Source organism: Methylomonas sp. LWB, from assembly GCF_001856095.1.
GTDB lineage: Bacteria > Pseudomonadota > Gammaproteobacteria > Methylococcales > Methylomonadaceae > Methylomonas > Methylomonas koyamae_A.
Genome location: NZ_MKMC01000010.1, coordinates 14,438 through 39,168 on the forward strand (window position 1 = coordinate 14,438; position 24,731 = coordinate 39,168).

Annotated in this window: 30 protein-coding genes; 12 read left to right on the plus strand and 18 right to left on the minus strand. The window is 59.0% G+C overall.

Features of this window, described 5'->3' with window-relative positions; translation table 11 throughout:
- Positions 1–16: 16 nt before the first annotated feature.
- The gene (locus BJL95_RS05070) at positions 17–298 is read right to left on the minus strand and encodes a type II toxin-antitoxin system RelE/ParE family toxin (protein WP_071156007.1); all 282 of its coding nucleotides are present in this window, start codon (positions 296–298) and stop codon (positions 17–19) included.
- The gene (locus BJL95_RS05075) at positions 295–579 is read right to left on the minus strand and encodes a type II toxin-antitoxin system Phd/YefM family antitoxin (protein ID WP_071156009.1); all 285 of its coding nucleotides are present in this window, start codon (positions 577–579) and stop codon (positions 295–297) included. Before BJL95_RS05075 ends, BJL95_RS05070 begins: the two co-directional genes overlap by 4 nt.
- A 114-nt stretch (positions 580–693) precedes the next feature.
- Here BJL95_RS05075 and BJL95_RS05080 point away from each other — a divergent pair, with 114 nt between their 5' ends.
- From BJL95_RS05080 to BJL95_RS05105, 6 genes are all read left to right on the plus strand, one after another.
- Positions 694–1,419 carry an ABC transporter ATP-binding protein gene (locus BJL95_RS05080; protein WP_071156011.1) on the plus strand — a complete coding sequence of 242 codons (726 nt, stop codon included), beginning with the start codon at positions 694–696 and terminating at the stop codon, positions 1,417–1,419.
- Positions 1,419–2,843, plus strand: coding sequence for a DUF3526 domain-containing protein (locus BJL95_RS05085; RefSeq protein WP_071156013.1), 1,425 nt, complete (start codon positions 1,419–1,421; stop codon positions 2,841–2,843). Before BJL95_RS05080 ends, BJL95_RS05085 begins: the two co-directional genes overlap by 1 nt.
- Positions 2,840–4,303 carry a DUF3526 domain-containing protein gene (locus tag BJL95_RS05090; protein WP_071156015.1) on the plus strand — a complete coding sequence of 488 codons (1,464 nt, stop codon included), beginning with the start codon at positions 2,840–2,842 and terminating at the stop codon, positions 4,301–4,303. The genes BJL95_RS05085 and BJL95_RS05090 overlap by 4 nt, the downstream gene beginning before the upstream one ends.
- Before the next feature lie 86 nt (positions 4,304–4,389).
- A complete protein-coding gene (locus BJL95_RS05095) occupies positions 4,390–5,427 on the plus strand; it encodes an efflux RND transporter periplasmic adaptor subunit (RefSeq protein ID WP_175463650.1) in 1,038 nt (345 codons plus the stop codon).
- A gap of 2 nt (positions 5,428–5,429) precedes the next feature.
- A complete protein-coding gene (locus BJL95_RS05100) occupies positions 5,430–8,519 on the plus strand; it encodes an efflux RND transporter permease subunit (RefSeq protein ID WP_071156019.1) in 3,090 nt (1,029 codons plus the stop codon).
- Positions 8,509–9,954 (plus strand): TolC family outer membrane protein, encoded by a 1,446-nt coding sequence (locus BJL95_RS05105; protein ID WP_083385678.1) that lies wholly within the window; start codon positions 8,509–8,511, stop codon positions 9,952–9,954. The genes BJL95_RS05100 and BJL95_RS05105 overlap by 11 nt, the downstream gene beginning before the upstream one ends.
- Before the next feature lie 243 nt (positions 9,955–10,197).
- On the opposite strand, the gene nirJ is transcribed toward BJL95_RS05105, so the two are convergent.
- The 13 genes from nirJ to BJL95_RS05170 all read right to left on the minus strand — a co-directional run bounded on the left by nirJ (position 10,198) and on the right by BJL95_RS05170 (position 18,357).
- Entirely contained in the window at positions 10,198–11,373 is a 1,176-nt protein-coding gene (gene nirJ / locus BJL95_RS05110) for a heme d1 biosynthesis radical SAM protein NirJ (protein WP_071156021.1), read from the minus strand.
- A 3-nt stretch (positions 11,374–11,376) separates the two neighbouring features.
- Positions 11,377–11,874 carry an AsnC family transcriptional regulator gene (locus BJL95_RS05115; protein ID WP_071156023.1) on the minus strand — a complete coding sequence of 166 codons (498 nt, stop codon included), beginning with the start codon at positions 11,872–11,874 and terminating at the stop codon, positions 11,377–11,379.
- Positions 11,871–12,137, minus strand: a complete 267-nt coding sequence (locus BJL95_RS05120; RefSeq protein WP_071156025.1) for a hypothetical protein — start codon at positions 12,135–12,137, stop codon at positions 11,871–11,873. The genes BJL95_RS05115 and BJL95_RS05120 overlap by 4 nt, the downstream gene beginning before the upstream one ends.
- Entirely contained in the window at positions 12,134–12,343 is a 210-nt protein-coding gene (locus tag BJL95_RS05125; protein WP_064031144.1) for a ribbon-helix-helix protein, CopG family, read from the minus strand. The genes BJL95_RS05120 and BJL95_RS05125 overlap by 4 nt, the downstream gene beginning before the upstream one ends.
- A gap of 104 nt (positions 12,344–12,447) precedes the next feature.
- Positions 12,448–12,891 carry an Lrp/AsnC family transcriptional regulator gene (locus tag BJL95_RS05130; protein WP_071156027.1) on the minus strand — a complete coding sequence of 148 codons (444 nt, stop codon included), beginning with the start codon at positions 12,889–12,891 and terminating at the stop codon, positions 12,448–12,450.
- A gap of 2 nt (positions 12,892–12,893) precedes the next feature.
- Positions 12,894–13,460, minus strand: a complete 567-nt coding sequence (locus BJL95_RS05135) for an AsnC family transcriptional regulator (protein WP_071156029.1) — start codon at positions 13,458–13,460, stop codon at positions 12,894–12,896.
- Positions 13,453–13,908, minus strand: coding sequence for an Lrp/AsnC family transcriptional regulator (locus BJL95_RS05140; RefSeq protein WP_071156030.1), 456 nt, complete (start codon positions 13,906–13,908; stop codon positions 13,453–13,455). The genes BJL95_RS05135 and BJL95_RS05140 overlap by 8 nt, the downstream gene beginning before the upstream one ends.
- Positions 13,909–13,911: 3 nt before the next feature.
- Complete coding sequence (locus tag BJL95_RS05145; protein ID WP_071156032.1) at positions 13,912–15,084, minus strand: cytochrome D1 domain-containing protein; 1,173 nt, start codon at positions 15,082–15,084, stop codon at positions 13,912–13,914.
- A 15-nt stretch (positions 15,085–15,099) separates the two neighbouring features.
- Entirely contained in the window at positions 15,100–15,705 is a 606-nt protein-coding gene (locus BJL95_RS05150; RefSeq protein WP_071156034.1) for a Uma2 family endonuclease, read from the minus strand.
- 51 nt (positions 15,706–15,756) lie between these two features.
- Entirely contained in the window at positions 15,757–16,155 is a 399-nt protein-coding gene (locus BJL95_RS05155) for a DUF3465 domain-containing protein (protein WP_064031138.1), read from the minus strand.
- On the minus strand, positions 16,152–16,472 hold the full coding sequence (locus tag BJL95_RS05160) for a cytochrome c (RefSeq protein WP_254786690.1): 321 nt from the start codon (positions 16,470–16,472) through the stop codon (positions 16,152–16,154). The genes BJL95_RS05155 and BJL95_RS05160 overlap by 4 nt, the downstream gene beginning before the upstream one ends.
- A complete protein-coding gene (locus BJL95_RS05165; RefSeq protein ID WP_071156036.1) occupies positions 16,469–16,777 on the minus strand; it encodes a c-type cytochrome in 309 nt (102 codons plus the stop codon). The genes BJL95_RS05160 and BJL95_RS05165 overlap by 4 nt, the downstream gene beginning before the upstream one ends.
- Positions 16,774–18,357: a cytochrome D1 domain-containing protein gene (locus tag BJL95_RS05170; protein WP_071156038.1), complete on the minus strand. Its 1,584-nt coding sequence runs from the start codon at positions 18,355–18,357 to the stop codon at positions 16,774–16,776. Before BJL95_RS05170 ends, BJL95_RS05165 begins: the two co-directional genes overlap by 4 nt.
- Positions 18,358–18,569: 212 nt before the next feature.
- Here BJL95_RS05170 and BJL95_RS05175 point away from each other — a divergent pair, with 212 nt between their 5' ends.
- The 5 genes from BJL95_RS05175 to BJL95_RS05190 all read left to right on the plus strand — a co-directional run bounded on the left by BJL95_RS05175 (position 18,570) and on the right by BJL95_RS05190 (position 21,476).
- The gene (locus BJL95_RS05175; RefSeq protein WP_064031135.1) at positions 18,570–19,133 is read left to right on the plus strand and encodes a MarR family winged helix-turn-helix transcriptional regulator; all 564 of its coding nucleotides are present in this window, start codon (positions 18,570–18,572) and stop codon (positions 19,131–19,133) included.
- A gap of 27 nt (positions 19,134–19,160) precedes the next feature.
- Entirely contained in the window at positions 19,161–20,153 is a 993-nt protein-coding gene (gene pdxA / locus BJL95_RS05180) for a 4-hydroxythreonine-4-phosphate dehydrogenase PdxA (protein ID WP_071156040.1), read from the plus strand.
- A gap of 140 nt (positions 20,154–20,293) precedes the next feature.
- Complete coding sequence (locus BJL95_RS25065; RefSeq protein ID WP_168033175.1) at positions 20,294–20,452, plus strand: hypothetical protein; 159 nt, start codon at positions 20,294–20,296, stop codon at positions 20,450–20,452.
- A gap of 209 nt (positions 20,453–20,661) precedes the next feature.
- Complete coding sequence (locus tag BJL95_RS05185; protein ID WP_071156041.1) at positions 20,662–20,943, plus strand: DUF5710 domain-containing protein; 282 nt, start codon at positions 20,662–20,664, stop codon at positions 20,941–20,943.
- Positions 20,940–21,476, plus strand: a complete 537-nt coding sequence (locus BJL95_RS05190) for a YgjV family protein (RefSeq protein ID WP_071156043.1) — start codon at positions 20,940–20,942, stop codon at positions 21,474–21,476. The genes BJL95_RS05185 and BJL95_RS05190 overlap by 4 nt, the downstream gene beginning before the upstream one ends.
- 266 nt (positions 21,477–21,742) lie before the next feature.
- On the opposite strand, the gene nifS is transcribed toward BJL95_RS05190, so the two are convergent.
- From nifS to BJL95_RS05205, 3 genes are read right to left on the minus strand one after another with little or no spacing between them, the layout of a single operon-like run.
- Positions 21,743–22,957 (minus strand): cysteine desulfurase NifS, encoded by a 1,215-nt coding sequence (nifS, locus tag BJL95_RS05195; RefSeq protein ID WP_064031131.1) that lies wholly within the window; start codon positions 22,955–22,957, stop codon positions 21,743–21,745.
- Positions 22,950–23,864 (minus strand): Fe-S cluster assembly protein NifU, encoded by a 915-nt coding sequence (gene nifU / locus BJL95_RS05200; protein WP_064031130.1) that lies wholly within the window; start codon positions 23,862–23,864, stop codon positions 22,950–22,952. The genes nifS and nifU overlap by 8 nt, the downstream gene beginning before the upstream one ends.
- A gap of 18 nt (positions 23,865–23,882) precedes the next feature.
- Positions 23,883–24,239 carry an iron-sulfur cluster assembly accessory protein gene (locus BJL95_RS05205; RefSeq protein WP_064031129.1) on the minus strand — a complete coding sequence of 119 codons (357 nt, stop codon included), beginning with the start codon at positions 24,237–24,239 and terminating at the stop codon, positions 23,883–23,885.
- A gap of 197 nt (positions 24,240–24,436) precedes the next feature.
- Between BJL95_RS05205 and BJL95_RS05210 the strand changes: the two genes are divergently transcribed.
- Entirely contained in the window at positions 24,437–24,715 is a 279-nt protein-coding gene (locus BJL95_RS05210; RefSeq protein ID WP_064031155.1) for a nitrogen fixation protein NifZ, read from the plus strand.
- Positions 24,716–24,731 lie beyond the last annotated feature (16 nt).

Genomic DNA, 24,731 nt, shown 5'->3' on the forward strand with positions numbered 1-24,731 from the left:
AATGCAGCCAGGGAGTTTAGAGCTTAAGCACGCGATGCCCTTCGAATACAGTCAATACCGATATGCCGTCGTCTTCGACGCGATAGACGATTCGATAGTGCTCGACAAACACTTCTCGAATATCGGCTTGGCCCAGCTCCGGCACAATCCTGCCAATCAATGCCGAGTGAGCGGCATCTCGAGCACGCTTTCGGAGTTTGTCCACCCACTGCTTGGCGTTTTGGGGATTGTTACGCGCGATATACCAGTAGATCTCGGCCAGATCGTCCGTGGATCGATCGCTCCAGCGCAACTTCACAATTTGGCAATTTTATGTTCCAGAACTTCCGCCAGTTGCTCGTCCTCTATGACCCGTCCCGCCTGAATGTCATCCAAACCTTGCCTCACGGCGGAGACAAATCGGGCTTGGCTATTAAGCCGGTCGAATTCGCTAGGCGACAGTACCACGGCGGCCGGCTTGCCGTTCTGGGTAATGACGATGGAACGGTTACTGGAATTAATGCTTTTAATCAATGCGGAAGCCTGTGTTTTGAACTGCCCCAGCGGCAATATATCTTCGGAAACTTGTATGGTTGACATAACGATAAACGCTCGAAACGGATCGAAATTAAGCGTCGAATATAGGTTTTATATCTCCGGGAAGCAAGGCCTTTCGCGGCAGTCTTTTTTTCATTGCCGAGGTGCCACGTTCCGATGATAGAAGCCCGAGAACTGACCAAACACTATGGCGCGATCCGAGCCCTGGACGCGTTGAATCTGCAAGTTGCCCCCGGCGAAATCTTTTGTTTGCTCGGCGCCAACGGTGCCGGCAAAACCACGACGATTCATCTGTTTCTGGACTTTATCAAGCCCAGCACCGGCGTGGCCAGGATAGCCGGCCTGGACGTCAACCAAAACCCCGATCGGGTTCGGCAACGGGTCGCCTATTTGCCGGAGAACGTCGCGCTGTATCCCAGGCTCTCGGGCCTGGAAAATTTGGACTATTTCAGCCGCTTGTCGGGCCATCGCTATGACAAAACCCGCTTACGCGACTTTCTGTGCCGGGCCGGCTTGCCGGACGAAGCCGTCGACCGTCCGGTCGCCGCTTACTCGAAAGGCATGCGCCAGAAAGTCGGCATTGCAATGGCTTGCGCCAAGGAAGCCCAGGTTTTATTGCTGGACGAACCGACCTCGGGCCTGGACCCGCAAGCCGCCTACGAGTTTTCCAACCTGCTCGTCAAACTGGCGGACGCCGGCGTGGCCATCTTGATGGCGACCCACGACTTGTTTCGCGTCAAGGAAACCGGTCACCGGGCCGGTATCATGAAGGCCGGTCAACTGCTGACGGTACTTAAAACCGCCGACACCAACGCCGCCGAACTGGAGCGGATTTACCTGGACTATATGCGGGCCGGTTTGCGCGCCACGGAGCCGGCCTGATGATTGCCGCCATCGCCGAAAAAGAGTTCACCGAATGCCGCCGCGACGGCCGTTTCAAGCTAGCGGCTGCGTTGATACTGGCATTATTCATCGCCGCCAGTTGGTTTGGTTGGCGCAACTACCTGGATTTGCTGAATCAAGCCGACATCGCCGCCGAGCACGACTATCGGCGTTTCGGCCAACAAGACCCCAAACACCCGCACGACGCCGCTCATTACGGGGTGTACGCCTTCAAAACGCCGCGGCCGCTGACCATTGTCGATGGCGGGATCGAGCCGTACGTCGGCGCCTCGATCCTGAATGGTGCCCACATCCAAGGCGAAGTGGAATATCCGCCGGCCCAGGACATGAGCGCGCTGCAGCGCTTCGGCGACTTGAACCCGGCCAATGCCGCCCAAACCCTGCTGCCGCTGTTGGTGATACTGCTCGGTTTTTCGGCTTTCGCCGGCGAACGCGAGCAAGGCACCTTGCGACAATTGCTGAGTCTCGGACTGCGGCCTTCGTTGCTGCTGTGGGGCAAGGCGGCCGGCATCGCGCGGGCGCTATTGCCAATACTGTTGCCGCTTGCCGGATTCGGTATCGCCACTGCCGGCTATCTAGCGCCGGCCGAATCGCGCGGCGACGAACTGGCCCGCGCCGGTTTACTGGTGGTGTTGTACGGACTGTATCTGACTCTGCTGTTGTTTCTGACACTCGGCGTGTCCGCCTGTTGCCGCTCGGCGCGCACCGCGCTGGCAGTGCTATTGGTGTTCTGGGGCGTCACGGTGTTCGCGCTTCCCCGCATGTTGCTGGATGTCGGCGGCTACGTTTATCCGGTCCCGTCCACTCATCAGTTTTGGGTCAATTTCATGACCGATCTGAGCCAATCCTGGGAAAGCGCCGAACAGACCTTGCAAAAGCAGTTGCTCGCCGAGTACCGGGTCGAGCGCGTTGAGGAGCTGCCCTTCGATTACACGGGCCGGAGTATGCAAGTCGGCGAGGAAGCGGCCTGGGCGGTGTGCGAACGTTACGACCGCCAACGCTACGATATTTACGCCCGGCAAAACCGCTTGCTGGAATGGGGCACGCTGATCGCGCCGAGCGCCGGCGTCTCGCTGTTATCGATGGCCCTGACCGGCAACGATCCGGCGCAGCATCAAGCCTTTACCCGGCAAGTCGAACACTATCGTCGCCACTTGAACCGCCTCCTCAACGATTACGTCTCCCGCCATCAAACTCGGAACGCCAACGGTTGGGACAGCACGTTAATCAAAGCCGACGCGAGCTTCTTCCAACGCGTTCCGGCGTTTCGTTATCGGCCGCCCGATTGGCGGGAAGCACTAAGCCCCTATCCCAGAGCCATCGCTTTATTACTAATTTGGACGGCCGCGGCGGTAACGTTTGCCCGCTACGCGGTTTCCCGGCTATCGGGGGCCTCGGTATGAAAAGCTTGAGCTTATGCCGCATCGAGTGCCGGCAACTGCGTCACGACCGGGTATTTTGGGCGACTAGCTTGCTGTGCGCGGCGGCCTTACTGTTCGGTTTCAACAACGGCAGGCAATGGCAAACCGGCCAGGATGCCTTGATCGCCGAATACGCCCAACAGAGCCGCCAAGATTTCGAGGAATTGTTGAACATGGCCAAGGAGCTGCGCGCTAAAAACCAGCCGCCGGCCAAAACCGTCGCGGAGCGGGAACGCGATCCGCGCTACGCGCTGACCCTGGGCGGCATGGCGCAACATATCTGCCGGCAAAACGGTGACTTGGCGGCGCTGACCGTCGGCCAAACCGATCTGTACAACGCCTGTATTCTGGTCAACGCCTGGGAAGTCGGCGGCGCTTACGACGAGCGTTTGCATCGCACGCTGGAAAACCCGCTGCGCTTGCTGTTCGGCCGCTTCGACGCCGCGTTCGCGATCCTGACGCTGTTGCCGATCGCGATTTTGCTGCTGACGTACAATCAACTGTCCGCCGAACGCGAGCTAGGCACGCTGGCCCTGCTCGGCTGCCAACCGGTTCCGCCGCGGCGCATCATAGCCGCCCGCTTCGCGGTCAGGGCCGCGTGGTTCGTCGCGTTAACGCTGCTCCCGTTGAGTCTGGCCCTATGGCTGGCGGAACCGCCCGCCGATGTGCCAAGCTTTGTCGCGGCCTGGGGCGGCTGGCTGCTGCTCAGTAGCGTTTATCTGTGGTTTTGGTTTGCCTGCGCCTTTTGGATCAATTCGCGCGGTAACGGCAGCGCCGAGAACGGCTTGCTATTGGCGGGACTGTGGCTGTTCTTGGTGGTTGTGTTGCCGGGCTGCCTGAATCTAGGTTTGAAACAGTGGTATCCGCTGCCCTCGCGGATGGCGTTCATCGACGCCAGCCGCGAAGCCACTATTGAAGTCGGCAAGCGCAAGAGCGAATTGTTGGGCAAATACTTGATCGATCATCCCGACCGGGTGCCGCAAACCCGGAGCGTCAATGTCGACGACTACATCCAGACCCGCCTGGCCTTGGACGAGGAAACCCAGCGGGTACTGGCACCCGGCCGGGCCGAATTCACGGCCCAGCAAGGCCGCCAACTCCAGTTGGTCGAACGGCTGGGCTTTTTGTCGCCGGCCATCGTCTATCAGCACGCGGTTCAGCAACTGACCGGTCAGGGCCAGGACTACCAACAAGCCTTTCTGGAAGCCGTCGCCGAATATCACCAACGGCTGCGGGCTTTTTATTTTCCAAAATTTGTTCAGGACGGGCCTGAGTTCAGCGATTACCAAGCCATTCCGCAATTTCGGCACCCGCCGCCGGCCGATGCCTTTCGACGCTCCAATCTGCTGGCGGCTTGCGTCGGCGTGGGCTTGCCAAGCTTGCTGTTGGTCGTTGCCGGCTGGCGGAACATGCGCCGAATCCGTTTTAAAGTCGGCGCATGATGGGCATGACCGTTTTCCCGACTCCCAACCAACCACCCCGCCGCGCGGCGCACGCTAAGGCAACGGCCCGCGCATCCAGGTTTACATTGGAAAAGCCGATTGCCGCGTGGTTGGCGGCGTCGTGGTTAACCCTATCGGCTGCCGCATGGGCGGACGATCCGGTTGCCGTGCGGGTCGCGCCGCTCGCCCAAGTCGCCATTTACCCCGAATCCGCCGCGCCGGCGCTGGTCGTCAGTTTGAATCACTCGCCGATCGCGGCAGAAATCGACGCCTCGGTCGTCGAGCTGCCGGTCAGGGTCGGCGACACGGTCAAGCCCGGCACGGCCCTGGCGCAACTGGCCTGCCGGAACTTTGAACTGGAACGCGCGCGCCTGCAGGGCGAAAGGCTAGCCGCCCAAGCCAAACTGGAACTGTCGCAATGGCAGCTCAAGCAAGCGGAAACCCTGGCCCAACAACAGACTCTGCCCGACGAGCAGGTCCAGGAAAAACGCGCGCAATTGGCGGTCTTGCGCGGCGAGCTGGCCGCGAATAGCGCCCGTCTGGAAACCACCGACCAACAAATTAAGCACTGCACCGTGCGTGCGCCGTTTGCCGGGGTGGTGACCGAACGTTTGATCGCCATCGGCCAATTCGCCGCGCGCGGCACGCCGTTGGTGCGCTTGCTCGACACCAGCCGGCCGGAAGTGTCGGCGCAAATCCCCGATCAGGAAACCCAGGCCTTACGGCAGGCGAGCGACTTGAGTTTTGAACACAACGGCAACCGCTACCCTCTAAAACTGCGCAGCGTTTTACCGGCCATCCGCACCGAAACCGGCACGCACGACGCCCGGCTGGATTTTGCCGCTACCGCCGCCGAAGCCGGCAGCGCCGGCCGCGTGCTATGGAGGGATAAACGAATGCACGTCCCGGCCGAATTCGTCGTCAAGCGCGGCGAACAATTGGGCGTGTTTTTGAACCGGCAGAGTACTGCGCAGTTTCACGCCTTGCCGACCGCGCAAAGCGGCCGGCCGGCGGCCATCGCGTTACCGGGCGACAGCCAGCTCGTCGTCACCGGTCAATTTGCGCTACGAGACGGCGCCGCGATCACGGTCGAAGCAGCGCCCGCCGCCAAGAGCAAGCCTTGAACATGCGGCTGGATTCGCTGTACCGCAACCACGTCCTCGCCAATCTCAGCTATTTGATGGTGCTGATTCTGGGGGGCTTGGCCTATCCGCAACTCCCCAAGGAAAAAGCGCCGGATACGCCGGTTCACGCCGCCAGCATCGCCGTGGCGCTGCCCGGCGCCGGCGCCGAGGACGTCGAGCGCTTGATCGTCGACCCGATCGAACGCACGCTGCGCGGCAAAATCCGCGACATCAAGCACGTCAGCAGCAATGCCCAAACCGGTATCGCAACGATCACGGTCAGCTTCGAGGAACTCGACAAACCGGTCTACGAACGCCGCATGATGGAGCTGCGGCGCGAATTGCAGACCTTGGCGCAGTCGGAATTGCCGAAGTCGGCGGCGGCGCCGGACATTTTCGAAGGCAATCTGGGCTCGGACTGGTTCAAGATCTTGGTGTACGGCCCCGGCGAAGACGAAAACTTTCGCCGCCAGGCCCGCCAAGTCAAACTCGATTTGCAGCGCCTACCCGGCGTGGCGACGGTGGAGACCAAGGGCCTGGAAGATCCGGAATTACAAGTGACGTTTCATCCGGAACGTTTGGCCGGCCTGGGCATCAGCCCCACCGCCCTGGCCGATACGGTCGGCGCGTATTTCCGAGACATCGCCGCCGGCATCGTCAAGGTCGACGACCGCGAGTGGCTGCTGCGCCTGACCGGCACCGAGGACGCGGCAAGCCGGCTGGCACAGTTGCCTATCCTCGGCGCCAAGGGTGAAGTCAGGCTGGGCGATTTGGCCGACATCAGCCGCGCCAGCAAAGCCGTGAAACTGGGCGCGCGGTTTCGCGGCCAACCGGCGGTGGCGGTGATGCCTATCAAGCAAGCCGGCGCCAACACGCTGACCTTGATCGATCGACTGAAAGCCTATATCGATGCCCGCAACCGGGTCGGCGCCCATACCGGCGTGCAACTGTTTTTACTGATCGACCAGTCCGATCAAATCAGGAGCGCCATCGCCACGATGGAGGAGCACGCCTGGTCCGGTATGTTGCTGGTGTGGGCGGTGACCTGGCTGCTGTTGGGTACCCGCTTGTCGCTGCTGACCACGTTGGCGGTGCCGTTCTCGTTGGCCGGGGTCTTCATCGCGCTGCAGATGACTCACCAATCGCTCAATCTCAGTGTGTTGCTGGGGGTCATCATCGTGCTGGGGATGCTGGTCGACGATGCGGTGGTGGTGATCGAGGCAGTCGGCCAACAGTTGCGGCGGGGTCTGCCGCCCTTGTCCGCGACGGTGGCGGCCTTGCGCGAAGTCTGGCTGCCGGTCGCCACCTCCTCGCTAACCACGATCGCCACTTTTGTGCCGCTGATGTTGATGAGCGGCTATCTGGGCATTTTGATGGGCGTGGTGCCGCAAGTAGTCTGCCTGGCCTTGCTGATCAGCATCGTCCAGGCCTTGTGGATTTTGCCGGCCCATGCTGCCGCTACCGTCAGGGCCGAAGCGCCAAATTCCGGCAAAGCCGCGACACATTGGCGAGAACGGATGCGTTTAAGCCTGCAACGCCGCTACGGCCATGCCTTGGTTTACGTGTTACGCCGCCCCATTCAGGCCTTGCTGTTGTTGCTGGCCTTCTTCGCGGTGGCCGGCTCGGCCGTGGCTTTTTCCTGGGTAAAATTTAATTGGTTACCAACGCCACCCGATTACGGCTTTGTCGTCACGCTGGAAATGGCCAGCGGCACGCCGTCCGCGAAGACCCTGGCCACCTTGGAGGAAATCGAACGACGCATCGCCCCGTTATTCGAGCCGGGAGAATTGCGAGCCAGCGCGGCCGAAAGCGGCGCTATCGCCAAGGAAGGCCAATATTTGTACGGCCACCAATACGGCGATTTGTGGTTCAGCTTGAACCATGGCAGTCGCGATGCCGCCAGCTTGATACCCTCGGTGAAACCCCTGCTGACGAATCTGGACGGGGCGATCGAGGCTTGGGTCGAGGGCGAAGGCTCGGCATTGGGCGGCGGCGTCGGCAAGGCGATTAACCTCAACATCCAAGGCGGCGCCGGCGCCCAACTGGATGCTGCGGTCGCCGAATTGAAAAGCGTGCTCGCCGCGACGCCCGGCGTCAGCCAAATCCGGTTGGACCGGATCGCCGGACTCAGCGAATTGAAATTAAGACTGGATAGCGCGGCGATTCAACGGACCGGCCTAAGCCCGGATACCGTGTCCCGCACCCTGCAATTACTGGCGGACGGCGAGAGCGTCGCCAGCTATACCGAGCAAGGCGAGCCGGTCGGCGTGCGGGTACGCGCGTATCAAAACGACATGCGCGACATCGGCGAGCTACTGCGTTACACGGTGGCCCGCACCGACGGCTCGAGCGTGCCGCTCGGCCAATTGGTCAGCGCCGAGCCGCGTATCGGCCCCGCCAGCATCAATCATATCGATTACCAACAGATGCTGACCCTGCAGGCCGATCTCGATAAAAGTCAAATGGATACCCTGGCCGCCAACCGCGAGATTCAGCGCCGTTGGGAATGGGTCAAGGATCGTTATCCGGACATCAAGGTGAGCTTCGGTGGCGAAATGGAAACCGTCGAAGAAGGCCTAAAACAGCTCTGGCAGTTGTTGGCGCTGGGTTTGGGACTGATCTTCATCATCGTCGGCGCGCAATTTCAAAGCTACGGCTTGCCGCTGCTGGTGTTGCTGAAAATCCCGATGGCCTTCGCCGGCGTCATCCTGGGGCTGATGCTGTCCGGGGAAGCGGTCAGTTTGTACACCTTTTACGGCGCCGTGGCTCTAGCCGGCATCGCCGTCAACTCGGCGATCCTGATGTTCTCGGCGGCCCACGATCGCTTGCAATCCGGCATGGGCGTGGTACATGCCAGCATCTGGGCGGCGCGGCGGCGATTACTGCCGATTCTAATTACCTCGTTGACCACCACGGTCGGTCTGTTGCCGCTGGCGCTGAGCGAGGACCAGTCCGCGACCGCATGGCGGCCGGTGGCGACCGCGATCGTCTGGGGAGTGGGCTTTTCGACGCTGTTTACCTTATTCCTGATGCCTTTGCTGTACCGCTTGGGGATGGCGTGGGCCTTGCGGGGTAAAACGCATGGCGCTTAACCGCGCGGCTCGGCCGGCGGCTGCCCCAAGCCCATCCGGCCAGCGCCATGCCAGGCCGGCTCCGCGCCGGGCTTGCTCAATCGGCTGGCTGCTGGCCGCCGCGCTAGCCGCTGTTCCGGCAAGCGCGCAAAATTTGCTGGCGGTGTATCGCGACGCTCTGCAAGACAATCCCAGTCTGGAAAAAGCCCGCGAAGGCGTGGAAGCCGTCGTCGAAAGCCAATCCCAGGCGCAAGCCGCGCTGTTTCTTCCGGAGGCCAGCTTTAGCGCCAACGTTGCGCGCGACTACCAAAATATTCGTTACGGCGGCGCGGCCGCGATCGGCTTGGGCGGTCGTAGCGAATTCATGACCGGCGCCTACAGCTTATCGATCAGCCAACCCTTGCTGCATATCGACCGCTGGGTCGCGCTGGAGCAGGCCGACAATCGGGTCGCCCAAGCCGAGGCCGACAGCAGCGCCGCCGAAATTGCGCTGATGCTGACGGTTTGCGAACGTTATTTCGACGTACTGGCCGCCGAGGAAAACCTGAAATTCGCCCAGGCCCAACAACAATCGTTGCAGCGCAAGCTCACCGAAGCCGAACAACGGCGAGCGGTCGGCTTTCTGGCGTTGACCGATGTCCAGGAGGCTAGAGCCGGCCACGACCGGGCCGTGGCCGACGCCATCGCCGCCGATCACCAACTGCGCGACGCTCGCGAGGGGCTGCGGGAAACGGCCGGCCAGCACTATCCGCAATTGGACGCACTCAGCGCCGACATGCCGTTGTTGGCCCCGGAACCGGCCGACGAACAGCGCTGGGTCGAGTTGGCGCTCACCCAAAACTACGGTTTGCTAGCGCAACAAAAAGCTGTTCAGGTCGCCCAAGATGAAATCCAGCGACAGCGCGCCGGCCACCTGCCGACGCTGGATGCCAGCGGCAGCCACGGTTTTGCCACCTCCGGCGGCCGATTCGGGTCGGCGGATGTCGAGGACGACGTGATCGGCCTGAATCTGAACCTGCCGCTCTACCAGGGCGGCCGCACCGAATCCCGGACCCGCGAAGCCGAACACCGCTACCGCCAGGCGCTGGCCGATCTGGCCCAACAAAAGCGCGCGGTGCGGCGCGGCGCCAGCAATGCCTATCTGGGCGTAGTGGCGGGCATCAGCCGCGTCAAGGCATTGCAGCAAGCGCTGAAATCCGCCGAAACCGGTCTCGCCGCCACCCAGGCCGGTTTCAACGCCGGCCGGCGTACCGCGTTGGACGTCATCGTCGCCGAACGCGAATTGCTCGGCGCTCAACGCGACTACGCCCGCGCCCGTTACGACTACTTGCTTGACAGTCTACGCCTGAAACAAGCCGTGAGCAGTCTGTCGCCGGCCGATCTGGAACAAGTGAACCGCTGGCTGATACCGGCTAAAACAAACGAGCGCGAGGATGTAGGCACGCCGCTGCCTTAGCATGTGTCGCGGGAAAAAAGGTTGGGGCCAAACCTTGGTTACGTTTTCAGGACGACTGACGGGGAATCAAGGGTTGATGGCGCTGAAAGGCAGCGGCCGCATAGGCGAGACACCGGTGTCGGAACGACATCGATCGCGGCTAAAGCCGCTCCTACACCAGTGATTTTTGATTTTCCGGGCTACCCGTTTGCCGATCGCCAGGCTAGGGGCATTGGTTGCTCCCGAAGTGCGGAGTGTTTCGCATCAGCCGTTTACGGCCGCTCTATTCAGCGGATTCGCTGGGTCGGCGATCTCCGCGTCGGTCAGATAGCAACCGGGATCCTCGGCCCAGCAATCGCCGGTCAATTGCTGGGCGCGGACCCGTGTGTTGCCGTTGCAGATGGCTTGGTAGTCACAGGTACCGCAACGGCCTTGTAGCGGCCGAGGCGAGGCTTTCAATCCGGCCATCAGCGGATCGGACAGATCCTGCCAAATCTCGGAAAACGGCCGTTGCCGGACGTTGCCGAGCCCGTAGTGCCACCAAAAAGTATCCGGATGGACATTGCCCAAGTTGTCGATATTAGCCACGTTGACGCCGGAAGCGTTACCGCCCCATTGCCGCAGTTTGGCCTGGATATGGCCGGCGCGCTCCGGGAAGCGGCGTGCGACCCAATGCAGAAAATACACCGCGTCGGCATCGTTGTTGCCGGTAACCACTTCGCGGTGCAGGCCTTGCGCCTCCCAGCTCAACGACTTTTCGAACAGCGCATCCATGATCCGGCGCGTCAGTTGAAACTCGGCGTCGTCCTTGCGATTTTTGTTACCGCGCCCGCCGTAGTTCAGATGCGACAGATAAAATTTGTCGATGTCTTCGTCATCCATTAATTGCAGCAGGGCTTCGAAATCGTGGGCATTGTCCTGGGTTAACGTAAACCGAATCCCGGCCTTGATGCCGTGCTCGCGGCACAGGCGAATGCCGGCCAACGAAGCGTCGAACGAGCCTTGCTTCCGGCGAAATTTATCGTGGGCCTCGCGCATGCCGTCCAGACTGACGCCGATATATTGGTAGTCGATCGCGGCAATCTGAGCAATGTTGGACTGGTCGATCAAGGTCCCGTTGCTGGACAAGGCGACGTAAAAGCCCATGTCGCGGGCCCGCCGCGAGATCGCGAAAATATCCGGGTGCAGCAAGGGCTCGCCGCCGGACAGGATCAATACCGGCACCTTGAACGCCTTCAAGTCGTCCATCACCGCGTAAATTTCCGGCGTGGCCAGTTCGCCGGGGAAATCGATGTCGGCCGACGTGGTATAGCAGTGCTTGCAGGTCAGATTGCAGCGGCGGATCAGATTCCAGATCACCACCGGACCCAGCGGCTTGCGCGCCGGTGTTAACGGCGTCGGCGCCAGCACTTCACGCATGAATTGACTCAGTCTGAACATGGTTTAGCCGCCAATCCTCAAGCCGGTTTTTTTTAAAATTTTGGTGCTGTACAACACCTCGTGGGCGCGGGCATGTTCGCCCAAGCGTTCGGCAATCATCGCCACCTGCCGCTCGGCATCCTGCTCGGTTTTCGCGTGCACCATCGCGAACAGGTTATAAGGCCAATCCGGCAAATGCCGGGGGCGCCGATAACAATGGCTGACAAACGGCAGCTTCGCTACCTGTTGTCCAAGCGCGTCGACTAGACGATCCTCGACGTCCCACACCGTCATGCCGTTATAGCGGTAGCCCAGCTTGTAGTGATTGGGCACCGCCGCGATACGCCGAATCACGCCGGTCTGTTGCATTTCGGCCAGACACAACATCACGGTGCGCGCGGACAATCCCAGTTGCTCGGCAACGGCTTGGTAAGGCTCGGCCACCAAGGGCAAGCCGGATTGGGTAGCCTGGATGATTTGGCGATCGATAGGATCGAGCGCGCTGGGACGGGACACGGTCATTTGCGGATCAGATAGCCGATCAAGCCACCGGTGGCCGCGGAAAGAATCGACATCGCCCATTTCTTTTCCTCGGCACTGGCTGAAGCGGACAGCAACGTGGAGTAGCACAAGGTAGCAATCGTGATCACAAAGCCCAGCGCCACCACGAACAGGGCCAAATCCTTGAACAATCTTACCCGCCGCTCGCCGTCGGTTTCTTCCCGATTGACCGAAACGCTGAAAGTATGGTTGGGCGGCGGCTGGTTGAGATCGATATGGTTCATAAACCAATGATTTCGGTTTCCAATTTTTGGGTGGTCGGCTCGACCAAGCCCAGCTTCAACCCACGCCGGCGACCATCTTGCGCGGCCAGATACAAGGTCATGGCCTTGCGCATGATCTCGCTTTTGTTGGTCTCATTTTCCTGGGCCACGCGATCGAGCTCGCGGTTGAGATCGTCCGACAACACGACATTAAAACGTACGGACATGGCAGACTCCTATTTAATAAATGATGTGTATTTTATACACTCATTCCACACACCAAACAACGTTACCCATGACTCGGATATTCGTATTTCGAGACTCGGCCACGCTAAGCCTCCAACTGCAAACCCACGAAATATTCGTTGATCTTCGGCATGTTGTAGACGACAAGACCGGTGCGGCGCTCGATTTCGGCGATCACGTCCGCCACTTGCTCGGGTTGTTCGGTGGCCAGCACGAACCACATGTTCAAGACATGGTTGCGGGCGTAATTGTGGGCGACTTCCGGGAAGGCGTTGACGATCTCGGCGACTTCGTCGAAACGCTCCTCTGGCACTTTCAGCGCCGCTAAACTTAACGCGCCACCCATTTGCTCGGCGTGATACATCGGTCCGAACCGCGATAACACGCCGTCGGCCAACAAGGCTTGCAAACGGCTCAGTAAATCCGCTTCCGCGATGCCCAATTCGTCCGCGATCCGCCGGTACGGCGACGCGCAAATCGGAAAACCTTGCTGCAAACGGTTGACGATGGCTTTGTCGGTGGCGTCCATATTCAAGCCAATTGCAGGTCGAAGTTCAACGTGGCCGCGGCCGCTTCGGCTCGGCCCTCGCCAGCCAAAACCGGGCTTTGCCGATGAGCGGCGTGACGAGCATACAAGGCCCCGCGCTGCTTGAAGCACTGCCGGCTAAACAACACTTCGAAGGTGTACTCGTCCAAGCCGCAGGCATCGCGCAACGCCGCCCACTGCGCCAACACCACGTCGCGGCTCTTGCCGTGAATCATGCAATACAGGTTATACGGCCAGACCTCGCCTTGCCGCGGCCGTTGATAGCAAAGATTGACGCAGGCCTGCCGGCTGACCAAGCCGCCAATCTCGGCAACCCGCTGGTCGGGCACGTTCATCACGATCATTGCATTGGCGCGATAGCCCAACTGCCGGTGTTTGACGACGACGCCCCAGCGCTTGATCAGACCCTGCTGTTTCAGTCTGGCCAAGCGGCTGAGCACTTCGTTTTCGCTCAAGCCCAAGCGCTCGGCAATCAGCGCATACGGCCGGGCGGCAATCGGCAGACCGGCCTGTACGGCGGCAATCAAACGGTAATCGACGGCATCAATCATGCAAATTCAACTCGAAGCCCAGGTTGATGAAGTAATCGGCCAGCATCGGCAGCACCATGGCCGGATAGCCGGCTTGCGCTTCGATAGTGGCAATCACCGCGTTAAGATGGTTTTCGTCATCGGCGATCAGCACAAACCACAGATTGAAGCGATTCTCGCGCTCGTAGTTGTGATTGACCTCCGGATACGCACTGACCAATGCGGCGACGCGGGCCAGATCGGCGCCCGGAACAGCCATCGCCACCAACGCACTGCTGCCGATACTGTTTGGCGCGATCACCGGGCCGATACGGCTGATCATTTGCTGCCCGGCCAACTGTTCGAAGGCCTGCAACACTTGGTCCTCGCTGACGCCAAGCTGCGCGGCGATGTCGCGATAGGGTGTCGGGCTCAACGGAAAATCCTGTTGGTAATCGTTGAGCAGACGTTGCTGCAAGGGGGTCAACATGCGCTACCAGCCTATCCGATTCGCGCGGTCCGAGAAGAAAATGCCGCTGGGCTTTTGCGCCGGCAGACGGGCGGTTTCGGCGAAGGTTTCGGTGTCGTAAACCATCACCCGGTCCTCGTCGCGCACCGCCAGCCACACCGCTTCGCCGCGCGGGCTGAATTCCATGTGCAACACCGCCTTGCCCGGTTGCAGGGTTTTGACGAAATTGAAATCCTTGACGTCGATGACTTGCACGGTCTGATTATCCGGAAAGGCAAAATTCACCCAAATCTGCCGGCCGTCGGGCCGGCCGCTGACGAACACCGGCTGGCCGGCCACCGGAATCCGCTTGACCAATTCCCAGTCCTTTTTATCAATAACCAAGACTTCATGCGCACCGATTGCCGGCACGAACAACCAATCGCCAGCCATGGTCCAGCCTTCCAGATGCGGCATTTTGTAAACAGGCAGTTGTTCGTCGTCCTTGCCGTAGTCTTCGAGGATATGTTCGACGCCCTTATCCGGCTGCCACAAGTCCAGCAAGGCCAGGCCTTTTTCGCCGAACAGGCCGGCGGCGTAGAAACGGCCGTCCGGACTCAGTAAGGCATCGTAGGGTTGTTTGCCGATGTCTTTAAACTTTTTGACCACGGGTTGGCGAGGATTTTTGGCGTCGATCAGCCAGATTTCGTTGGCTTCGAACAAACTGCAAACGAAACGCTGACCCGGCGCATCGACCAGACCGACCACCTTGGAAAGCTTGTTATCTTCACCGTAGACGGCCGGAATTTCGGCTAGCAGTTCCAGCGTTTCGGCATCGAACAGTTTCACGCCACCCGGCGTGTAATTGGATGCGGCGATGACCTTGCCGTCCTGGGAAATCGCGCCACCTATGCTGTTGCCGGCTTGCACAATGCGCTTGGCTATCTGGTCTTGCAGCAAATCGAGCTTGGTCAATCCGCCGTCGCGACCGAACACGTAGGCGTAGCGCTGATCGCGCGAAAACACCACCGAAGCATGCGACAGATCACCCAAGCCTTCGATGCGGCTCAGCATCGCCGGCTTGGTAGTGTTGACGATTTGCACCGTACCGGCCTCGCGCTCGATGACTACACCCAGATCGCCGGTGGCGCGCAAATCGGCGCTAGCGGACAGGGTGTAAAAAGCGAAAGCGCCAGTCAAAGCAATGAGTCGTTTCATGAAAAACCGTAAAAATTATTCGGCAAATACTTCCTGCAAATCGACCATACAATCCGGAAACATATGCGGTGAAGCGGTATCCTCGCCGGCAAACATCGCCAACAACCGGTATTGATCCTGCTCATCGTCGAGCACGAATTGATGCACCGCTTGCTCGAACGGGTAAACGATCCAGTATTCCTTGACGCCGCTTTCCCGGTACAGCTCGAATTTGGTCTGGATTTCCTTCTTGGAATTACCCTTAGACAAAATCTCGATGATCCAGTCCGGCGCTCCCAGACAGCCGCGCGGGTCGAGTTTTTCGACATCGCAAATCACACACAAGTCGGGTTGAACAACGGTGTAAATATCCTGGTTGGCGGCTACCGATTTACGGCGGTCGTATAGACGCACGTCGAACGGGGCGGCAAATGCCCGGCAAGGTTTCTTCCGAAAATACTCGAAAAGCAAACCATTCAACTGCCAGGAAACTCGTTGATGATCCAGACTCGGCGCCGGACTCATCAGGCTGATCTTGCCTTTAATCAGCTCTATGGTTTCGTTCAGGCTCCAGCTCAGGTAATCGGCATAGGAATAATGACCGTTCGGGTCCAGTTGCGAGAGTTCGGTAATCGTGGTCATGGCTGTTCCTCTGAAATCGAAAAGCAAGGTCCGATTGTAAATGGCGAGGTCTTATTGATAAACCCTGCCGCCATGCTTCAACCATCCAGCTGCGTGCCGCCCACCCGGATCGCGATGGGTCCAGTGCAACGTGCCGCCTTTATCGCTCCACTCGTATTCGCCGGCAAAAGCCAGCTTGTCGCCAACCTTGAGGCCTTCGATTTTCGGCGCCAGGTCAATGTTATGCGCCACCAACAGGGTTTGTCCGGACTCCAGGCGAATGATGAAACGCTGATGACGGCTACCTCGATTGTCGTCGGCCAGCAGCTTGATCACCGTGCCTTCGCCTTCGATTTGCAGGTCGCTACGCTGCTGGCGGTAAGCCTGTTCGATTTGCGCGTTGTCCGCCCAAGCCAAGGGCTGGACGGCGAGAAATAGCGCGCAGCCCAGAACCAGCGCATTGCGTGTCATGGCAGCCAACCTTGCCTCAATCGCGCGATCAACCAACGGCTTTCATTGATGCTCAAAAACGGCTGCCAAGGCGGCATCGCCGTGCCGGCTCGACCTTTCTGGATCGCGTCCAGCAATAGATCGTCGCTCTTGTCGGCCAATGCGTCCGGCATCAACGACGGCCCCAAGCCGCCTTTCGGCGGCAGGCCGTGGCAGGAACCGCAATCATGCTTGAGCATGTTCAGCAATTCCTGCTGGCGAGCCGGGCCGGGTTGGTCCGCCTGCGCGGCAACGCCGACGCTCCAAGCCAGACAGCAAGCGGCCGCGCGCGCGATCAAGGCTTGACGCTAGCGTAATACGCGGCGATGTCGTTGATCTCGCTATCGGTCAACGAGCCGGCAATCGCGTTCATGATGTCCGATTTCCGGGTTTTATCGCGGTATTGCTTGATCGCGGTTTTCAAATACTCGGGATCGCGGCCGCCCAGCGGCGGAAACGGTGCGTCGGCGCTCGGCATCCGAATACCGTGGCATTGCGCGCAAACCGCGCCGGCCTTGTTTTGGCCGACGTACAAACTGGTGGCCTGTCCGGGACCGGCCGCGATTAAGCCGCCTAGCAGGATCAAGAAAATTTTCGCTCTCATTTGCCTTGCTCCATTTCGTCGGGCGACAAGCCACGAGTCATGTATTTGACCCGGCCTCTGGAGAAAATGCCGGCCGGGCTTTCCATCGGAATGCTCGCGACTTTTTGCAGGCTGTTGGAGTCGTAAACCACCACTTCGTCGCCGTTATAACCGGCGCTGATATACAGAAACTTGCCATCGGCGCTGTATTCCGGGAAGTAGGCGTGGCCGCCGACATCCAGGGTTTTGACGACTTCAAGCGACTTTTTGTCGATCAACTGTACTGTGCGGGCGCGTCTGTCCTTGCTGATGATGTCCACCGCGACGTAAGGCGCGTTGGCGTGCGCCGCCGGCGATTCGGTGCCGCCGGAAACCGGTACTTGCTTCACGACTTCCATTTTGTCCAAGTCCCAAACGCTAACCACCATCTTGTCGCAATCGCCGAAGTTGGTGCCGAAGCCCAAGGTACGGCCATCGACCTTGACCGCCGAGCCGCCGCCAACGTGCGGCACGCAACCGGCTTCGAGTTTTTTGATCAGTTTGCGTTCTTCCAGATCGATCGCGGCGACGATGCTGTCGTCATAGGACGCGACCATCAATTTCTTGCCGCCGTGGGTCAGGAAGGCATCGTGCAAGTGACGGCCGACGTTTTCAATGCGGGTCACCGGAAAACCGTCTTTCTTGTAATCGACCACCCAAACCTGGCCGGCGTTTTCCAGTGCGATCGCGAAGATGTCGGCATACGGGGTGCCAATGATCATGCCGGAGTCGGAAGAAACGTGTTTGCCGTCGGGATCGGTGCCTTCCAGTTCGAAGGTTTTCAGCGGCTCTAGCGTGTCGGCGTCGAGGATCACGGCGTTATGCGGCACGAAGGAGCCGGCCATGATGTATTTGCCGTCGCGCGAGACGCCCATGCCGGGCCCGTTCCAACCGGTTTTGATGCTGCGCACCGCCTTCATTGAATACAGATCGACCTTGAAAATCTCGGCGGTATCGGTTTTCACGTAAGCCCAACGCGGATTGGCCGGGTTGAAGTCGATAATGTGGGCGGCGGTGCCGGTCGGCACTTCGCCGACTTTTTGATGGGTCGCACTATTGATGAAAATGGCTTTGGAGCCTTCGCCTCGGCCGTATTTACCGCGCGCCGCGACGCCGATCAGATTTTCGAATTTATCGTCAATTTGAAAGGTCGGCTTGGCCGGCAAGGTGCTTTCGTCCTTGACGTAGACTCTCAGCGAATTCTTCATGTCGTCCATGGTCCAGGCCGGATTCGCTTGCTTCGGCGTGGCTTGCAAATATTTGATGACACCGCGAATTTCGTCGTCACTGAGTTTGCCGTAGAACGGCGGCATCAAGGTATCGAAACTGCCGGCCATCACGATGGTGCGCAATGCGGTCGGACTGCGGCCCTTCAGCGTGGTAGCGTTAATCGCCGGAGCCAAGTAACCGCCCAAATCGGAGCCGTGGCAGCTGGCGCAGTTATCTTGAAAAATCTGGTGCATGTCGTCCGATTTTGCGTTCGCCAAACCGGATGACAACAGTGTCGCGACGGCGCCCGCCAATAGGGATAGGTTCAGTTGTCTTTTTCTAGTTGTTTTCATTGAAATTCCTGGTCATCCGCTGGTGAAAAAAAGAGTCAACGCGCGGCATTAAACCATAAAAGGTCAGGCCGGACAGCCTTGGGACCCGCATGGTAAAATAAGCGCTTGTTGACTCCAGGCCGAATGTTATACATTAATGTTTCGATTCGCTATCAATTTAACGCTCGATGCACGCTCTTGTCAACCTTCCGCATCCAAACCGAAAGCAACGTATGCAACAGACTGATATTTATGAACTTATCGAGTGCATGACCACGCTGATCCGTTCCGAGGAACGGAAGAAATGCACGGAGTTGGGCTTGCAACCGGTCCATTTTCAAGTTTTAAACTACCTGTCTCGCTGCAACAAATACAGCGACACCCCTGCGGCGGTCGCCAATTATCTGGGAATGACACGCGGCACCGTATCGCAATCGCTGATTATCCTCGAGAAGAAAGGCTATATCGGCAAGACTCAAGACACCCGCGACAAGCGAGTCGTGCATCTGCAATTGCTGGCCGACGGCGCGGACGTGCTGAAACAAGCCAGACCCTCCGACTTGTTTCAAAGCGCCACCCAAATCCTGATCGCCAGCGACGCCCCGCCGTCCGACGCCAACGTGTTTCAGCAAGCGCTGACCGCGCTGCAGAAAGCCAACCAGTCGCAATCGTTCGGCGTCTGTAAAACCTGCCGCAATTTCAGCGAGAAAGACGGCGACTATTTCTGCCTGCTGACCCAGGAAAAACTCAGTAGCGCCGATAGCGAACAAATCTGCCAGGAACATGCACCGCGCTAACCTTGGTGGCCGCAAACGGCGTTCCGCATGACTCCGGCGGTCCGCATCGCGCTGACGCCGGGCGAACCGGCCGGCATCGGTCCAGATTTGTGCGTGCGGCTCGCGCAGTCCGCCCATCCCTGCCAATTGGTAGCCGTCGCCGATCCCGAACTGTTACGACGACGCGCCGATACACTCGGTCAGCCGCTGACAATAGACTTGTTCGACCACCAAGCGGCTTTCGAACCCAGCCAACCCGGCCGCCTCACCGTCTTGCCGGTCGCAATGAAAGCCCCGGCCGACTGCGGCCGACTCGATCGGACCAACAGCGCTTATGTGCTGGAAACGATACGATTGGCAACGCTGGGCTGCCTGGACGGCCGGTTCGCGGCAATGGTCACCGCGCCGGTGCATAAGGGCATCATCAACGATGCCGGCATCGCGTTTAGCGGCCATACCGAATTCATCGCCGACATCACCGGCGGCACCCCGGTGATGATGTTGGCGACCCCCGGATTGCGCGTGGCGCTGGCCACCACACATTTGCCGCTGGCGCAGGTCAGCGCGGCAATCACGCCGTCAAGCTTGACCGAGGTTATCCGCTTGCTGGACCGCGACTTGCGCCAACGTTTCGGTATCGCCCAACCTAAAATTCTGGTCTGCGGCCTGAATCCGCATGCCGGGGAAGGCGGTCATCTGGGTCGAGAAGAGATCGAGACCATCGAACCGACCCTCGCATCGCTACGCGCCGCCGGTTTGAACCTGATCGGCCCGCTGCCGGCCGACACGCTGTTCACCCCCAAATACCTGGACGATGCCGACGCGGTGTTGGCGATGTACCACGATCAAGGCCTGCCGGTGCTGAAATTCAAAGGCTTTGGTCAGGCCGTCAACATTACGCTGGGATTGCCCATCGTCCGGACCTCGGTCGATCACGGCACCGCGCTGGAACTGGCCGGCACCGGGCTGGCCAATCTTGGCAGCCTACAATTCGCGTTGCAGACCGCTCTACAAATGACAGCTAACAAGCAGCCGGTCTAAGTCTGCGTCTAGGGGGCTTTTTCACAAAGTTCCGGCAAATTTGCTTCCTAAAAAGAAATAAGCCATGTCAAGTTTCACCCATTGTTAATTAATTGCTCAAGCCCTATTGTGTCAGCGTGTTAGATTTTTAGGAGATCGACATGAGTAATTTACAACGCGACATTTTGACGGGCTTGATTTTCGTCACCGGTCTCGTCGGATTTTTCTCCGGCGAATACATTATTTCCTCGGCGCTGTTCGCGGCCAGCACCTACGCCAGCAATCTCGGCGGGGACGATAGAAAAAACCACTCTAAGTAAACGCGACCGTGGTTCGGGCTTCGTGGCGACTGGACCAAAGCGGCATCAACCCGGCACGTCAGTATCGGCGCAGGCCAGCAACTAAGGCGGAGAAGGTTAGCATTCCGTGCCCACGGAACGACAAACGCGGCTGGCATGGACTGTCGATCGGAACGGCGATGCACTAAAATGCCGGCGCGGGTAGGTGCCCGCGCAGTCTTTGATTCGAAATGACCGACAGTAAACTCTATCTGAACGTGCCTTACGCGCAAAAGGATGCCGCCAAGGCGCTGGGCGCGCGCTGGGATGCCGCCGCCAAAAAATGGTACGTGCCGGCCGGCAAGGATCCCGCCACCTTCGCGCAGTGGACCAGCGCCGAGCTTGGCGCCTCCCCAGCCAAACCGGCTAAGTCATCGCCGCCCAAGTCTTCGAGCGGCAACGCTACCGTCACGCTGCCGACAATAGCCGATTTCGTTCCCTACGACGGCGACGAACCGCCCTGGAATCCATGACCGAACTGGCCGGCCTGTTGGCGGGCATTCCGATTCAACACGGCTGGGCTTATTTGGCGGGCGGGATCGGCGTGCTCGTGGAATGGCGGGCCTATTTCGCCCAAAACGGGTTGAAGTTCCGACGCTGGTCCGCCGCCGGGGCGCTGTTGTGGGCCTTGCAGTACGTTTTGCTGGCCGCCTGGACCGCCGCGCTGACCATGGCCTGTACCGCGTTGCGGACAGCACTGTCCGCCAAATGGGACCAAGCGCCGCACAAGCACTGGGCGGCAATCGGCTTCGTCGCATTATTCATCGGGTTGACCGCAATGTCCTGGCAAGGCGAAGTCTCGTTGCTCCCGGCGTTCGCCGTCGTCAACACCACGCTGGCCTTGTTTTATCTGGACAACCGGCGCATGCGCATCGGACTTTTGGCATCCAGTCTGGCCTGGATTGGTAACGACTGGTATTGGCAAGCCTGGCCGGCGCTAATCGCGGAAAGCGTGGCGATGTTGATCAACCTACGCACCCTGAGCCGGCTACCGGTACATCGTTGATCGCGAAAAGGGCTATTTTTCTACCTTGTCAGATTCTCGGTAGTGCCCGTCATTTCGGCGGGGATTGCCGAAATCCAGACTCCACGGACGGATCGAAGCTTGCCATCCATGGCACTGGATGCCCGCTTCCCGGCGGGCATGACGGCGTTGCTCAAATCTGACAAAGTAGAACTATCGCCTGAAACGCAAAAAACCCCAGCCGCAGCTTTCGCCAACGGCTGGGGTTTTGATGGGAGCAGCGGAACCAGCCGCCACGCCGGCCGAACTTAGGCGTAAGTCGGTTGAAACGCCTGCTCCGGATTGGCGACCGGGCAATTGTTGACGCTGTCCCAATACGGCGACAGTTTCCGCAAAGTTGCGACAATGTTAGGCATTACCTTCAACACTTCTTCCACATCGCTCATCGTGTTGTAGCGCGAGAACGAAAAGCGGATCGTGCCGTGAGCGGCGGTGTAAGGAATGTCCATCGCCCGCATCACGTGAGAAGGCTCCAGCGAGCCCGAAGTACAGGCCGAACCGCTCGAAGCCGCGATGCCCGCCTTGTTCAGCAACATCAAAATCGCCTCGCCCTCGATGTATTCGAACGCGATGTCGGTGGTGTTCGGCAAACGGTTTTCCAGGTCGCCGGTCGCGAAACAATGCGGAACCGCCTCGACGATGCCTTTTTCCAAGCGGTCGCGCATCGCCTTGACCTGAACGTTTTCGAACTCCATGTGCTGCATCGCCAACTCGCAAGCCACGCCGAGACCGACAATCGATGCGGTGTTCTCGGTACCGGCCCGCCGACCGCGCTCCTGATGACCGCCGCGCAACAACGGACGGAAACGGGTGCCCCGGCGCAAATACAACACGCCGATACCTTTAGGCGCATGCAGCTTGTGGCCGGACAGGCTGAGCATGTCGATTTTGGTGTCCTGCAACATCATCGGAATCTTGCCGACCGCCTGCACCGCGTCGGTGTGAAACATCACACCGGCCGCGTTAGCCATTTCGGCCATTTTTTCGACCGGGAAAATCGTGCCGGTTTCGTTGTTGGCCCACATCACCGATACGATCGCGACTTGGTCTGACAACAGCTTTTGATAGGCATCCAGATTCAAGCGGCCGCATTTGTCCACCGGCAAGCGGTGTACCGTGTAGCCTTCTTTTTCCAGATTTTCGACCAGATTCAGGATCGCCGGATGCTCGACCGTCGTGGTAATGATTTCCTTACGATTCGGCTGGCACTTGATCGCCGACAGAATCGCGGTGGAATCCGACTCGGTACCGCACGAGGTAAAGATAATCTCGGAATCGTGCTCGGCGCCCAACAACTCCTGAACCTGACTACGGGCTTTTTTAATGCCCCGCGCCACGCCGTCGGCGAAGCGGTGTATCGACGATGGGTTACCGAATTGTTCGGTGAAATACGGGATCATCGCATCGACGACCACGCTATCCACCTTGGTGGTTGCGTTGTTATCCAGATATATATCAGGCATGACCCGCCTCCTGGATGCTCACCAGTTTAGGCATTTGCGAAGCCGGCACGACTTTAATGAATTCGCCCATGACTTCCATCAGCCTTTGCTGAATACCGGCGATGGTCATCGCCGACATTTGGCAACCGTTGCAAGCGCCGGTCATGTTGACGTAAGCGGTTTTGTCGACCACTTCCACCAACTCGACGTCGCCGCCGTCGGCCATCAATTGCGGACGGAAGGACATGATCACTTCCTCGATTTTCTTGATGCGTTGCAAATTGGTCATCGGACCTTTTTCGGCGACCACCGGTGCCGGTTTAGCGATTGGCGCGGCGTTCGGATCGAAGGTCTCGCCGCGTTCCTTCAGGACTTTTTCCAGAATCGCTTCGATGTCTTCGTGGCAAGCCGCGCAACCGCCGCCGGCTTTGGTGTAGTTGGTCACGTCCTCGACGGTACGCAATTTGTTGGCCCACACCATCTCTTCGATCATCACCGCATCGATAGCAAAGCATTTGCAGACCAGCGCGCCTTCTTCGTGATCGTCTTTCCACTCTTCGCCGCGATAGTTGGCGACCGCCGCTTGCAGGGCTTCGCGACCCATCACCGAGCAGTGCATTTTTTCCGGCGGCAGGCCGTCCAGCTCGGCGGCGATATCTTGGTTGGTCACTTTCAACGCTTCGTCCAGCGTCAAACCCTTGATGATTTCGGTCAACACCGAAGAAGAGGCAATCGCCGAACCGCAACCGAAGGTTTGGAAACCGGCATCTTCGATGACCTCGGTATCTTCATTGACTTTCAAGGTCAAACGCAACGCGTCGCCGCAACTGATCGAACCGACTTCGCCAATCGCGTTGGCATCGGCAACCGCGCCGGCGTTTTTCGGGTTGAAAAAATGATCTTTAACTTTATCTGAATAATCCCACATGACTTTAACCTCGCAAACTTAAGAACAGGATTTAGGAGCACCGCCGTTGTCGCCGGTAGTGAACGACGAACCGCAGGCGCAGCTCTTCACTGCGTTGGGATTGGTAAACTTGAACCCGGAGCCTTCCAGGCTATCGACGAAATCGATCGACATGCCGTCCAGTTTTGGAAAGCTGAGTGGATCGACAAACACTTTGACTTCGCCGCAATCGATAATACTGTCATCGGGATTTTCCTTGGCTTCCAATCGCAAGCCGTAAGACAAACCGGAACAACCGCCATCGGTAACTTCGATGCGCAGTCCGCCGGTCGGCTTGTCGGAACTGCTGATAAAACGACCCACGGCCTTAATTGCGCTTTCTGTTAATGTAATCATGTTCTTGAGTCTCCTGAGAACGGTTTGGCATTGATCTTGTAACTCGTTAATGCAACCAGCATGCCATGCCCGCCAATTTCGGCAAAAAGGCTGATTTTGCTGGATAGCAGGCCGCCGAAAACCTCGATTCGGCGAGCCGTTTCGCAACAATGCCGGCCTATTTGTCGGCTTTGCTACAAACAAGATTGGAGAAAAAAATGAACGTAGAAGATTTGGATTTGGGCGACGTGGTTTATGCGGCTCATAGCATCATAGACGACGGCAGCATGCCGGAAGGCGAGGAAGGCGCGGTCCTGGCCGAAGCCGGCGCTCGCGGCGTGATCGTCATGAAGGGCCACGTCGAGGAAGACCCGTCGCTGACCGTTTTTCTGGTGCGCTTCGAGGACCAGGAAATGAATTTGGGCCGCCCGATAGGCTGCTGGAGCGAAGACTTGGTCGTGCCGGAATCGGAGGCCGAAGCGGTCACCCATCACTAGAACCGCAACCATTCCA